11 protein-coding genes and 1 riboswitch are annotated in these 13291 nt (G+C 65.8%); of the genes, 6 read left to right on the top strand and 5 right to left on the bottom strand.

Annotated elements, in window-relative coordinates; genetic code table 11:
• Positions 1-118 precede the first annotated feature (118 nt).
• On the bottom strand, positions 119-913 hold the full coding sequence (gene modA / locus ACT54L_RS05750) for a molybdate ABC transporter substrate-binding protein (protein WP_476084594.1): 795 nt from the start codon (positions 911-913) through the stop codon (positions 119-121).
• Between the two features lie 321 nt (positions 914-1234).
• Here modA and ACT54L_RS05745 point away from each other — a divergent pair, with 321 nt between their 5' ends.
• Genes ACT54L_RS05745 through ACT54L_RS05730 form a run of 4 tightly spaced genes read left to right on the top strand, consistent with a single transcriptional unit; the run spans position 1235 to position 5295 of the window.
• Complete coding sequence (locus tag ACT54L_RS05745) at positions 1235-2695, top strand: UbiA family prenyltransferase (protein ID WP_476084593.1); 1461 nt, start codon at positions 1235-1237, stop codon at positions 2693-2695.
• Positions 2696-2703: 8 nt separating this feature from the next.
• The gene (locus ACT54L_RS05740) at positions 2704-4077 is read left to right on the top strand and encodes an FAD-binding oxidoreductase (RefSeq protein ID WP_476084592.1); all 1374 of its coding nucleotides are present in this window, start codon (positions 2704-2706) and stop codon (positions 4075-4077) included.
• Positions 4077-4829, top strand: a complete 753-nt coding sequence (locus ACT54L_RS05735; protein WP_476084591.1) for an SDR family oxidoreductase — start codon at positions 4077-4079, stop codon at positions 4827-4829. The genes ACT54L_RS05740 and ACT54L_RS05735 overlap by 1 nt, the downstream gene beginning before the upstream one ends.
• A 46-nt stretch (positions 4830-4875) precedes the next feature.
• A complete protein-coding gene (locus ACT54L_RS05730) occupies positions 4876-5295 on the top strand; it encodes a GtrA family protein (protein ID WP_476084590.1) in 420 nt (139 codons plus the stop codon).
• Positions 5296-5337: 42 nt separating this feature from the next.
• Here ACT54L_RS05730 and ACT54L_RS05725 read toward each other — a convergent pair whose 3' ends face one another.
• Both ACT54L_RS05725 and ACT54L_RS05720 read right to left on the bottom strand, forming a co-directional pair.
• Positions 5338-7386: a hypothetical protein gene (locus tag ACT54L_RS05725; RefSeq protein WP_476084589.1), complete on the bottom strand. Its 2049-nt coding sequence runs from the start codon at positions 7384-7386 to the stop codon at positions 5338-5340.
• A 64-nt stretch (positions 7387-7450) separates the two neighbouring features.
• Positions 7451-7687 (bottom strand): Lrp/AsnC ligand binding domain-containing protein, encoded by a 237-nt coding sequence (locus tag ACT54L_RS05720; protein WP_476084588.1) that lies wholly within the window; start codon positions 7685-7687, stop codon positions 7451-7453.
• A 104-nt stretch (positions 7688-7791) separates the two neighbouring features.
• A riboswitch (TPP riboswitch) is annotated at positions 7792-7897 on the top strand.
• 46 nt (positions 7898-7943) lie between these two features.
• On the opposite strand from ACT54L_RS05720, the gene thiD reads away from it, so the two are divergent.
• Positions 7944-8756 (top strand): bifunctional hydroxymethylpyrimidine kinase/phosphomethylpyrimidine kinase, encoded by an 813-nt coding sequence (gene thiD / locus ACT54L_RS05715; protein ID WP_476084587.1) that lies wholly within the window; start codon positions 7944-7946, stop codon positions 8754-8756.
• Between the two features lie 93 nt (positions 8757-8849).
• Positions 8850-9467 carry a helix-turn-helix domain-containing protein gene (locus ACT54L_RS05710; protein ID WP_476084586.1) on the top strand — a complete coding sequence of 206 codons (618 nt, stop codon included), beginning with the start codon at positions 8850-8852 and terminating at the stop codon, positions 9465-9467.
• Between the two features lie 15 nt (positions 9468-9482).
• On the opposite strand, the gene ACT54L_RS05705 is transcribed toward ACT54L_RS05710, so the two are convergent.
• Positions 9483-12056: a PepSY domain-containing protein gene (locus ACT54L_RS05705; protein WP_476084585.1), complete on the bottom strand. Its 2574-nt coding sequence runs from the start codon at positions 12054-12056 to the stop codon at positions 9483-9485.
• A gap of 333 nt (positions 12057-12389) precedes the next feature.
• Positions 12390-13163, bottom strand: a complete 774-nt coding sequence (locus tag ACT54L_RS05700) for a ferredoxin--NADP reductase (protein WP_476084584.1) — start codon at positions 13161-13163, stop codon at positions 12390-12392.
• Positions 13164-13291: the final 128 nt, after the last annotated feature.

Genomic DNA, 13291 nt, shown 5'->3' with positions numbered 1-13291 from the left:
GGGGCGCAGCTATCCTGCACCGGCAGGGCGCGGCAGGTCAGGCCTCTTTTGAGCGCAAGGCTGCCCTGGCCTTGGGCAAAGGCCGGGGCAGCCGCGCTTCAATGCTCCAGGGGAAGGTTCAGAGCACCGTGAAGCCGTATTTGACGAAAATGGCCTTCGCCTCCGGCCCCTTCAGATAGGCGAAGAACGCCTTTGCCGCCGGCGTGTCCTGCCCCTTCACCAGGGCGAAGGGATAGACGATTTCCGGGTGGCTGGAGGCCGGGAAGATGCCGGCCACCTTCACATTCTTGGCCACGGCCGCGTCGGTGGCATAGACGATGCCGGCGGCCGCCTCGCCGCGCTCAACCAGTGCGAGGGCCGCCCGCACGCTCTCGGCGCCCACGATGCGGGGACGGAACTGGTCCCAGACGCCGAGCTTGGTCAGGGCCGCCTTGGCATAGATGCCCACGGGCACGCTTTCCGTGATGCCGGTGGCGAGCTTGCCGTCCGGGCCCAGCAGCGTGTTTGCATCGAGCTTGTCGTCGATAACCACGGTGCGCGCCTTGTCGGCGGGCACGATCAGGACCAGGGCATTGCTCAGCAGCGGGGTGCGGCTGGCGGGAATGATGAGGTCCTTGGACTGGGCATAATCCACCCATTTGTTGTCCGCCGACACGAAGATGTTGGCGGGGGCGCCCGCTTCCATCTGCTTGGCAAGGTCGGAGGAGGCGGCAAAGGAGAAGCGGATCGTATCCTTGGAACTCTCGCCATAGGCCTTGGCGATGTCCTGAAGCGCATTGGTGAGGCTGGCGGCGGCAAACACCGTCACCTGCTCGGCGCGAGCGGCCACGGGCGCACTCAGGACGGCGGCAGCAAGGCCGGCGGCAATGAACAGGCGCCGGGACAGGCGCGAAAACGGCATGGACGACGACATGAAGCAAACCCCGACGTTATATCCAATCGTATATAGCAATTCTTGCCGCACCGCAGGGTCGCCCGTCAACTGCGGGAAAGTGCGACCGGCCGTTCCGTCGGTCCCGGGCGCCCTTCCGGGCGCGCGGCTTGTCGCAGCGCGGAAACCCGTGCCATAAGCGGCACAACCGAGACACGTGCGTCAGCCGCCCTTTCTCCAGGTTGTTCGGGCCCCGGGTCCGCGGTCTCAGGTCTTCGGCGCCCGCGTTCCTGGATTCGCAGGTCCGGGAGATGGACGCCGTGCGAACACGGATGGAAGCTGCGAGCGGTGACGGAGCCCCCCATGTCCATGAGTGCGCGCGCAACCCCGCACGCCGATCTGCTTCCCCTCGTGGTGGACCTGGACGGCACCCTGACCCCGTCCGACACACTCCACGAATCCTGCCTGGCGTTGCTGAAGACGCTGCCCACTGCGGGACCGGCTCCGATCTTCGCCGTCCTGCCGCACCTGAAGGCAGGAAAGGCCGCCTTCAAGCGCGCTGTTGCCGAGGCAGTGGTGTTGGATCATGAGGGCCTGCCGCTGAATGGGGCCCTGCTCGACTGGCTGAAGGAGGAGCGCCGCGCCGGCCGGCCGCTCTATCTGGTGACGGCCGCGGACCAGTCCATCGCCGATGCGGTCGCGCGGCACGTCGGCCTCTTCGATGCAGCCTATGGCTCCGGGGAGGGGGTGAACCTGTCGGGCACCCGCAAGCTCGCCTTGATCCGCAGCCGCATCGGGGACCGGTTCATTTATGCCGGAGACGCCCCGGTGGATGCCCCCATTTTTGCCGCGGCGCAGGCGGCGGTGTTGGTGGGAGACGTGAAGCGGCTCGAAGCCCAGATCCCTGCGGACAAGGCGGTCCTCCGGCGCTTCCCAAGCCCAGTTCCGGGCCTGCGCACCTGGGCGCGCGCTCTCCGCCTCCCCCATTGGTCGAAGAACCTCCTGGTCTTCGTTGCCCCCCTCCTGGCCTTTCACCATGCCCCGCCCGGCGTGCTCTGGCAGGCCCTTCTGCTCTTTTTTGCCATGGGGCTTCTGGCGTCTGCGACCTATATAGCGAACGATCTGCTCGACCTGCCGGCGGACCGTCGCCACCCCCGCAAACGCCTGCGCCCGTTTGCGTCGGGGCTGATTGCGCCGAAGCAGGGCGTCATGGCCGCGGCCCTCCTGCTGGCCGTGTCGCTTCTGCTGGCGCTCACGCTTCCCCTCCCCGCAGAGGGGGCGCTGGCGGGGTATCTTATGGTAACGTTGTGCTATTCCTTTTTCCTGAAGCAGCAACCTATTGTCGACGTCTTTGTCCTGGCGGGCCTTTTTACGCTGCGTATCCTTGCCGGATCTCTGCTCCTGTCCAGTTCTCCCTCGCCCTGGCTGCTGACATTCTCAATGTTCTTCTTCCTAGGTCTCGCCATGGTCAAGCGTCACGCGGAGCTGGACCGCGTGGTTCGTGAAGGCGGGAGCGGGGTTGCCTCCCGCGGCTATACCGCGCGCGATCTGCCCCTGCTCCTGGCCGCAGGCGTTGCATCAAGCTTCGCGGCCATCGTCATGTTCATGATCTATTTGATCGGCGAGCAGTATCCCAACGGCATGTATAGCCATCCGGGTCTTCTGTGGATCATGATGCCGGTTCTCCTCATCTTCATCCTGCGGGTGTGGCACCTGACCGTACATGGCCGCATGAATGAAGACCCGGTCATGTTCGCCCTTAAAGACAAGGTTTCCCTCGCGCTTGGCGCCTTCGCGCTCGGTGCCGTGGCCCTGGCGCTCTAGGAGGGACCATGGCAGAGCTCTCCCGCGCCCGACGTTCCACCTCCCATCTCTCCTGGGGCGGCGTCATCCGGGCCGAGCATCGCGTCCTGGACCCAGCCTATCCCCTTGCCGCAGCTGCGTTAATGGCTGAGCTGCCGGCCCGGAGCGCGATCCCGCACGGGCTCGGGCGCTCCTATGGCGACGTGGCGCTCAATCCCGGCGGCCTGCTGATCGACACCCGACGGCTCGACCGCTTCATTGCGTTCGATTCACAGAACGGCATTGTCACCTGCGAAGCCGGGGTGACGCTGGCTGACATCCTGCGGGCCACCTCTCTCCCCGCGGCCGACGGCTCCGGCTGGCTGCTCCCCGTCACCCCCGGCACGCGCTTTGTCACCGTCGGCGGCGCCATCGCCAATGATGTCCATGGGAAAAATGCCCATGTTTTCGGGAGCTTCGGCTGTCATGTGGAGTCTCTGGATCTGGCCCGGAGCGACGGGCAGGTGCTCACGTGCTCGCCCACGCATCACCCCGAGCTCTTTGCGGCCACCCTCGGCGGCCTGGGCCTGACCGGCTTGATTTTGCGGGCAACTTTGCGCCTGCGCCGCGTCAGCGGGCTTGCCCTTGAAAGCGAGGAGATTCGCTTCGGCAAGCTGGCCGACTTCTTCGCCCTGGATGCCGAGAGCCAGGATCAATGGGAGTATACGGCCGCCTGGATTGACTGCCTCGCCCGCGGCGAACAACTTGGGCGCGGCCTTTATTTGCGGGCGCGCCACGCCGCCGGCGTCGCGGCGCCTCCGCCGGCTGCGGGGCCCCGCCATTCCGTGCCGGTCACGCCCCCGCTTTCGCTGGTCAATGGCTTGTCGGTGCGGGCTTTTAATGCCGCCTATTGGCGCAAGCTTGGGACCTCGAACCGGGTGCGGCGGGTGATGCCTTATGAGGGCGCCTTCTTTCCCCTGGATGCCGTGGGTGGCTGGAATCGGTTTTACGGTCCCGCGGGCTTCTTCCAATTCCAGTGCGTGGTGCCCCCGGAGCAGGCCGAGGCCGCAACGCGTGCTCTGCTTTCGGCCATCGCCGCCGCCGGGCAGGGCTCCATGCTCGTGGTGCTGAAGCGTTTCGGCCATGTGGTGTCTCCCGGCTTGCTTTCCTTCCCGATGCCCGGCATCACGCTGGCGCTGGACTTTCCGAATTTCGGAGCGGGCACCGTGAGGCTCATGAAGCGGCTGGAGGCCCTCGCCCTGGAGGCTGGCGGGCGGCTGTATCCCGCCAAGGATGCGCTCATGTCCGCCGAGAGTTTTGCGCGGGGCTATCCGGGCGTGGCGGCCTTCCGTCCGCATATGGACCCTGCCCTGTCCTCGGCGTTTTCGCGCCGGGTCGGGCTCACTGGCGGGGGAGAGGCGTGATGAGCGAACAGGGACGTCGGGTCGCCATCTTCGGGGCTACGTCGGAGATTGCGGTTGCCTTCGGACGGCTGTGCGCGGAGGCTCATGACAGCCTCGTGCTGATCGGCCGGGACAGCGAAGCGCTGGAGCGCCTCGCCGCCGACCTGAAGGTGCGCGGTGCGGACGCCGTCGCCATCCTGCCCGGCGACTTCAACCATATCGATGGCCTGGAGGAGGTCGCGCAGGAGAGCTGGGCAGTGTTCGAGGGCATTGATGTCGCCCTCATCGCCTATGGTTCCCTGCCCGACCAGGGGGAGGCGATTGCGGATCCGGGCGTCGCCGCCGCCGCGCTCCACATCAACTTTGTCAGCCCGGCCTTGCTGAGCGACCTTCTCGCCGCCCGTTTCGAGGCGGCCCGGCGCGGAACTTTGGCGGTCATCACCTCGGTGGCCGGCGATCGGGGCCGCCAGAGTAACTATGTCTACGGTGCCGCCAAGGGCGGTCTTCAGGTCTTCCTCGAGGGCCTGCGCCACCGCCTTTTCAAGGCCGGGGTGGCGGTGGTGGACATCCGCCCCGGCTTTGTGGCGACGCGCATGACAGCGCACCTGCCCCAAGGGGGGCCTCTTTGGGCCACGCCCGAACGTGTGGCGCAGGACATGGATAGGGCGGTGCGGCGGCGGACGGCGGTGGTCTATACGCCCGGCTTCTGGCGCCTCATCCTGGCCATTGTGCGGACGCTGCCACGCCCGGTTTTCCACCGCACCAAGCTGTGAGAGAGAGGCGATCCGTCATGCCCCAGGCGAAGCGACTGGCTCGGGCATGAGCCGCGATTTTTTCTTCTTTCTGATGATCGGCGGACTGGCTGCGCTGGTCAATCTGGTGGGCCGCATCGCCTTTAACCTGGTGGTCGACTACCAGGTGGCCATCGTGCTCGCCTATCCGCTCGGAATGGCGGTGGCCTTCCTGCTCAACCGCCGTTTCGTGTTTCGAGCCGAGGCGCACCCCGCCGCCGGGCAGATGGTGCGCTTTGCCCTCGTCAATATCCTGTCCCTCCTGCAAATCTGGGTCGTGAGTGTGGGGCTGGTGGAATGGGGCCTCCCCATGATCGGCTTCATCTGGCATGCGGAAACAGTCGGCCACGCCATTGGTCTCGGCAGCCCGGTCCTGACCAGCTACTTCGCCCACAAGCATTTTTCCTTCCGCCCCGCGAAGGCGGATGGCGAGGCGCGACCGCGCTGAAATGTGCGTCAGGGAGGCGCGATCCCGGCCAGCGGCCCGCCTCTATAGTGAGGACGGGGGGCCGTCTGATCCCGCCAGCTTTGGACGCAAGGAGCTTCGCCGCGCCCATGCGGCCGCTCCTGAGGCAAGGGAGAGGGGAATGGCCAGGGCCATCAGATAGGTGGCCGGCAGCGTATATTGCGCGTTGATGGCCGGAAACGAGCTGACGTCCACGAGCGCCACAAGGGCAAGCCGTGTTCCCACCAGCGTCCAGGCTGTCGCTGCGCTCAACCATGCCGCGTCCAGGCGCCGGTCTGTTAGGCACCGTGCACCCGCCCAGGCAAACGCCAACAGGGCGAGGGCGACCAGAGGCGGGAAGACGAACGGCGCCGCCCGCAGCAGGGCGCGAATGATGTGGCCGGCCGCATTGGCACTGCGATTCCAAAGGCCTGCGGGATTGAGGGCGGCGACGGTCGCATCCACATGGAGTGTTCGATCCCCGGCCGAGCGCGCCACGGCGCCCCCCACTTTCAGCGGAAGGGAGAGCTGGGTCCCGTCCGAGAAAATCGCGTCCAGTACGCAGGTGCCCGGGCAGGCATAGTCGGCCCGGAAGCGATCATTGGCGGCGCCTTCATCGTCCCGCATTTGAACCAGATCCGGACTCGGCATGCGCTGGATATGCGCGCGGACCTGGATGCCTTGGTCATCGCGAATGGCAAGCGAGGGCCAAGCCTCGCCTGGCGCTCGCCGCACCCAGCCGAGCGTCTCGCGCCGATCGCTGGTGGGGCCATAGGTGCGCGGATAGTTCAGAAACGACCAGTAGACATTAAAGAGCGACTCGTTCGGCTCGTCCCGCGTGGTGGCCAGATCATAGCTGCCCCGGGTGACCAGAGCCGCCGTCGTCAGGGCCTCCCAGAACCGCCCGGGTACCTGAAGCCACTGCGCGCCGGAAAGATGGGGAAGGTGGGCGTAGAGGGTGGGGCGGCAGGTCAGGGTACCAGCAGCGCAGGCGGAGCGGATGTCGGCGGCCATCTGGGAAAATGCCGCTCGTGCGCGCATGGGCGATGCGTAGTCACCGGCATTGGCCGCCGCGTCGCGCAAGGCCCAGACGAACCAGCCTCCGGCGATCTGTCCACACGTGTGGGGCAGGGCCGTGCAGCCAGCCAGGTACCAGTGCGCCAGCGGGCCGTCGGGGCGGAGATCGGCGGCGAGGCGGGCGAAGCTGGGGCTCACCGCCGCGGCCTTTTCCATGGCGACGGTGCTCACCGGCACCTGCGAGATCTGCCCGCCATCTTCGATGCTCGAAAGCGCGCCCACCGCGTCCTTGAACGCGCGGTCCTGGAAATCGACTCCAATGAACGCGCCATAGGTCATGAAGTTGAGGGTGAACAGGGTCAGGAGCAGGGCCGCACAGCCAACCGCCGCCCCGGCCAGGCCTGGAGCGAGGCGTGCCGCGCTCTTCCAGCTGACGCCGTTGAAGACCAGTCCCGTCAGCAGAAGGACGCAAAGCCCGGGAAGGAACCAGATCCCTTCCTCGCGGGTCATCAGGGCCCACGCCAGGGTCGCTCCTCCACCAAGTCCAAGCAGAAGACGCGCCTTCCATCCCTCTGGCGGCGCGAACATCAGCAGGGTGCCACAGGCAAAGATCATCAGGGTCTGGCCCCAATAGATCTGGTCGCGCAGGATGCGATGTACCCCCATCTCGAAGCCCGCCGGCACCAGCAAGACGAGGAGTAGGGCGCCGTAGAAGGCGATTTTAGACCGCGTCAGCCGCAGCACCGCCCAGGCTCCCACCAGGGCGGCGCCCAAATGGAACAACGCATGGCCGAAGGAGATGGGGTTGCCGAGAAAGACGGAAAGGGCCACGAAAATCGGATAGCCGGGGCCCTTCATCAAGGTGAACTGGTCGAAGGGGCCGAGCCATTGCCCCGCAGCGATGTGGCTGGCCATCCGCATGAAATAGCCGTCATCGTGACCGGCGGCCGGGATCAGCAGCAGCCGGCTGTTCACCTCCACATAGAAGCGAAACCCCAAAAGGACGATCAGGAGGAGAACGTCTCCCCCGGTCAGGCGCGGGGTGAGCCCCGCTTCGGATCGCGTCCCATCGCGCAAGCTTCCCACCCCTTCTCTGCCTCGTGCCATCAGCCCTTAAGCTCAACCAAGGGCGGGCGGTGCATCAGAAGGCCTTGAAGGTGATGATGGTGCGGGTGTCCTGGATGCCGGGAACGCCCTGAACCTGTTCGTTCACGAAGTGCCCGATGTCGACATCGTCGCCCACATAGAATTTGACAAGGAGATCGAAATCGCCGGCCGTGGAATAGATCTCGGAGGCAATTTCCTTGTCGGCCAGGGCGTTGGCCACCTCATAGGAGCGGCCCAGCTGGCATTTGATCTGCATGAAGAAGGGAACCACGGCGAACCTCCAGGACAGGCCGGCAAAGTGGACAAATCGCCGGCCTCTGGCAAGTCTGCGCCCCTGCGATCCTTGAAGGCGGAAGGAGGGTTGGCTACATGACACGGATCTCGTCGGGGTGTCCCACATGATGTGGGGCTGAGAGGCAGGCGCCAACCCGCGAACCTGATCCGGATCATGCCGGCGCAGGGAAGCGAGAGCGGTCGGGCGCTGGGCGCACGGCTTTTCGGGCTTTCCACCGGTGCGGGAGGCCCCTATGGCAAAGCGCGTTCCCCCCATCGCCGTCACTGTCGCCGGCTCCGACTCCGGCGGCGGCGCAGGCATTCAGGCCGATCTGAAGACGTTTTCCGCTCTCGGCGTCTATGGCGCCAGCATCCTTACGGCTCTGACCGCCCAAAACACGCAGGGTGTCACCGCCATTCATGACGTCCCGCCGGATTTCATCACCGCTCAGTTTGACGCCGTCTTTTCCGACCTTGACGTGGCCGCGGTGAAAATCGGCATGTTGTCGCGGCCGGCTGCCATCGAGGCGGTGGCAGCTGGGCTCGACCGATGGACGCCAAAGGCGGTGGTGCTCGACCCGGTCATGGTGGCGGCTTCCGGCGCCCGTCTCTTGGACCCGGAAGCCATCCATACGTTGAAAAGCCTGCTGCTGCCCCGTGCCCATGTGGTCACGCCCAACCTGCCAGAGGCGGCAGCCCTGCTTGATGCGCCGGTGGCCCAGACGGAGGCGCAGATGCAGCACCAGGCGGAGCGTCTCCTGGCACTGGGCGCGCGCGCTGTGCTCATGAAGGGGGGCCATGGGGAGGGGCCGGAGAGCGTGGATCTGCTGGTGGACGCCACCGGCGTGGTGCGGCTTGCGGCGCCCCGCCATGCCAGCCGAAACACCCATGGCACGGGCTGCACATTGTCGTCGGCCATTGCTGCGGGGCTTGCCCACGGCGAAGGCTTAGGGGCGGCCGTAGATGCCGCAAAGGCTTACATCACCGGCGCAATTGCAGCCGCAGACGGGCTGAATGTTGGCCACGGCCACGGGCCGGTGCACCACTTCTTCGCTGTCTGGGCGTGAGGCGCCCACGTCTCCCGCGGGGGTGTGGCTATTCGTCTTGCTTTCATCGTTTCGTACGTTAATACGAACACTGGTTCGCAAAGATGGAACGCCATGTCGCAACGGGAAAAGGGTACCGACCGCAATCTCGAGACGGGAGCCCAGGTCATCACCGGGCAGCTGGGAAAGACCATCCAGCGGCTGAGGAAGGCCTATAACCTGTCCTTGTCGGACCTGTCGGAACAATCCGGCGTAGCGAAGTCCATCATCAGCCAGATCGAGCGCAACGAGACCAATCCGACCCTCGCCACCATCTGGCGCCTGTCCCAGGCGCTGGACATGTCCGTGGAGCGGGTGCTCGCCTCATCGGACGAAGCCCCCTTCGTTGAAAAGCTGACGCGCGCCGACACTCCCATCCTGCTCTCGGAAGACGGCCGCTGTCGCTTGACCATCATCGGTTGGATCAAGACCGTTGAGTGGCTGCAATATTATGACTTCCAGGCCGAGCCGGGAGGCGAGCTGGAATCCGATCCGCACCAGCGCGGCTCCATCGAGTGCCTGAGCGTGATTTCCGGCACCCTCGAGGTGGAAGTGGGCGGCGTGACCGAGACCGCCAAGGCGGGCGAGACCCTTCGCTATCGCTGCGACCGGCGCCACGTAATCCGCAACGTGAGCACCGAGCCGGCCCATGCCTTCATGGTCTGCCTGCTGAAGGCCGCCGTTCTCGACTAGGACGGCGCTTTCTCCTCAATAGACATCGCGCCGATAAAGGCCTTCGGCCGCGAGGCGCTCCACCACATCCGCCCCCAAGATGGAGCGGAGGGTCTCATCCACGCCGCCCGCCATGCCGGCAAGGCTGCCGCAGACAAAAATGGCAGCCCCCTCGGCCACCCAGGCCTTCAGATCTTCAGCCGCTTCTGCCAGACGCTGCTGCACATGGATGCGACTCTCCTGATCCCGCGAGAAGGCCAGATCCAGGCGGGCGATGCCGCCAGAGGCCACCCATCCCGATATCTCCTCGCTAAAGTAGAAGTCATGGGCGCGGTTGCGCTCGCCGAAGAGCAGCCAGTTGCGATCCCGCCCGGCCTGGATGCGCGCCTTGAGATGGGCCCGCAGCCCGGCAAGGCCGGTGCCATTGCCGATCAGAATGAGGGGGCGCTCGGCCGGCGGGGCATGAAACCCCGGATTGTGCTTGATGCGCAGCTCGATCTCGCCCCCGACCGGAGCGTGGGCGGTGAGCCAGCCCGAGCCGACACCCAGGCTGCCATCGGGCGACCGGGTCTGCCGCACCAGCAGTTCCAAGCGTCCATCCTGCGGAATGGACGCGATAGAATAGTCCCGATCGGGCAGGGGGCGGATGAGGTCAGCAAACCCTTGAGCCGTGATGCCGGCCGGCACTTGGCCGGGCAGGGCGCCGCGCAGCGCCACCCCTTCCAGCGCGAGCGCTGCGCCGCCGGCCGCCACGGAAGCGGCGGGGTCCAAAGATAGCGCCGCCAGGGCCGCGCGCACGCGGCCGGGGTCATTTCGCGGCTGGATCTGGGCAATGTCACCCGCCTCCCACACCGGCAGGGGGCCAGGCGGCGGCTCCAGCACCACATGGAACGTGGGCAGGCCGACGCCGCCGGGATTGAGGCACCGGCGCTCCACCAGGCGCCAGGGCTGCGCCGCCGGTGTGCTCCAGTCGCCGGCGACCGTCTCGCCCGTCAGCCGAGACAGGCGGACCTGCCAGGTGGTGAGGGCGGCCGCGTCATCGCCGTCCATCTCCACGGTTCCGAAGAGGGGCTGGGCGCCCTTCTCCCGAAGGGCAGCCTCCAGGCTTCGGCCAAACCCGCAGAAGTGTCCATAGGTGTGGTCCCCAAGGGCCAGTAGAGCGAACCGCATGGTGTCCAGCCGGACCTTGGACCTTGGAAAGGCGCGGGAAAATGCCCGGGCCGCATCGGGGGCTTCCCCTTCCCCGAAGGTGGAGACAATGAACAGCACCTGGGTCTCCCGGGCCAGGGCGGCGGCGTCGAGCGTCGCCAAGGGGGTGACACGGGGGGCAAGGCCAACCGCCTTCAGTGCGGCGGCGGTGGTCCACGCCAGGCGCTCCGCTGTCCCGGTCTGGCTGGCAAAGGCCACCAGCACCGATTGTCCGCTTGCGGCCTGCCATCCCTGCACTTGCGCGGCGGCGCGCCGGGCCTCGGCTTTCTTCTTGCGGCGGTCCAGATAAAGCAGCCAGCCGGTGACGGCGAAGAGCGGCATGAGCAGGCTGGCAATCATCATCAGGATCAGACCAGGCAGCCCGAAATAGCTGCCGGCATGAAGCGGGAAGATGCTGGCCATGAGGCGTTGGCCGAGGGGGAGATCCTCGAACCGGCGATGCTGGCGAACCGCGCCGAAGGGGTCGATGACCAGGGTGTTGTTGGCACGCTCGTGGGCCGGGTCCGGCGGCTGGTAGGTGATGGTAAGGGGTTGATTTCCCTGGGGCAGGCGGAGGGTCGCCATGGAATAGGGGCCGGCTTCGCGCACGAAGACGTCCCACATGCGGGCGAGGTCCGGCGGGGCAGTGACCGGCCTCCCGGCGCCCCCTGGGGCACCGGGAGTCGGCGCCGGCGCGCCGGGGCCTTGGCCGGGGCGGGGACCCTGCTGGGCAGGGCGGGGCGTGCCCGTTATGTCGAACAGGGCGTTTCGATACCAGTCATAGGACCAATAGAGGCCGGTCAGCGAGGCAAGAAGATAGAAGGGCAGGACCCAGGTGCCGATGACCGAATGAAGTTCCCACAACAGGTTCCGGCCACCGCGTTTGAGATTGAGGTGGAACCAGGAGCGTGCCTGTAGAGGCCGACGCGGCCAGCGCAGATAAAGACCAGATAGGCTGAGAACAACAAGCGCGATGGTAGAGGCGCCGACGATCTGCTTTCCCACATCTCCCGCAGCCAGCCAGCGATGAATTTGCATGGTCAGGCGAAAGAAGTCCTGGCCCTGGACGGCCCCGAGCAGGTGGCCGTCATAGGGGTCCACATAGCGCATCTCTCCTCGGGGACCGCCCGCCCCGCCGGGGAGGGGGGCGAGGGTGACCCGTGCGGCCCGCTCGGGATCGGCATAGACCGTCAGCGCCGTGACGGTGCGCTCGGGAACCTCTGCGCGGATCTTCTCGATGAGCGCCGCGGGTGGCTGCGGGCCGCCCGGCCTTGCGTCGACGGTGATCACACCGGGGTTGAGGGCGCGCAGGATCTCGTCCTCAAAGGACAGCATGCCGCCGGTGACGCCGACCACCGCCAGGACGAGCCCAGCCGTGATGCCGAGCAGCCAGTGGGTCTGGAACCATAGGGCTTTCAGCATGTCTGGTCCCCCAGAGCGCGGGGAGGGATGAGGATGAGGCGCGCGGAAGGCTTCAAGTAAAAGCCGGGGCCAATAAGTCGCGGGACCATTCTGCAATGCCGGGCTCTCGCGCGCCCGCCTCAAAATGAAACAAGATCCGGCCATAACAAGGCAGATGACGCAAGGCAACGGCACGTGAATTGAATAGAATTATTGCAATTCAAAGAAGATGTTTCTTACCGGGCCACAGGCGCACGCGTCGGTGCAAACAAAAAGCCGCCCCGGATCTGGACGGGGCGGCTTCGATCACAGCGACATTGCCGGCGCTTGGCCGACACTTGTCCGGCGCTGACTTCAGCGCTCCACGAACGCCTTTTCGATCACATACTGGCCCGCCTCAGACTGGCTGCCCTCCTTGAACCCGCGCCCCTCCAGCAACTCGACCATGTCTTTCAGCATCTGCGGGCTGCCGCACAGCATCAGGCGATCATGCTCCGGGGAGAGATCGGGGACACCCAGGTCGGCCGACAGTTTCCCGGAATTGATAAGGTCAGTAATGCGGCCCTGGTTACGGAAGGGCTCGCGGGTGACTGTCGGATAATAGCTGAGCTTCGCCTTCACCTCTTCGCCGATATATTCGTCGTTGGGGAGAGTATGCGTCAGGTATTCGTCATAGGCGAGCTCGGGCACCGTGCGGGTGCCGTGCACGAGGATGATCTTCTCGTAGCGCTCATAGGCATCCGGGTCCTTGATGACGGACAGGAAGGGCGCAAGCCCCGTACCGGTGGACAGAAGGTAGAGCCGCTTGCCAGGCAGAAGATTATCCTGGATCAGCGTGCCCGTGGCCTTGCGTCCCACCAGGATTTTGTCGCCCACCTTCAGGTGCTGAAGCCGAGAGGTGAGAGGGCCATTCTGCACTTTGATGGAGAAGAACTGGAGGTCCTCCTCATAATTGGCACTGGCCATGGAATAGGCCCGCAGAAGCGGCTTGTTCTCCACCATCAGGCCGATCATGACGAACTGGCCGTTCAGGAACCGGAAGCCGGAATCGCGGGTGGTGGTGAAGCTGAAGAGCCGGTCCGTCCAATGGTGGACGCTCTTGACGGTTTCCTCGTTGAGATTGCTCATGGCCTGTCGATGCGTTGCCCAAGCGGCGCGCGGAGACTCTATATACCCCGCGCGTCGGATGTGATTTCCTGCAATCCACTTTAGATGCGATGCGCCGGGAAGGGAAGCTCCCTTTCCCTTCCCCTCGC

Source organism: Aquabacter sp. DMC10 (assembly GCF_056314145.1).
This window is presented reverse-complemented; position numbering and strand designations above follow the sequence as displayed.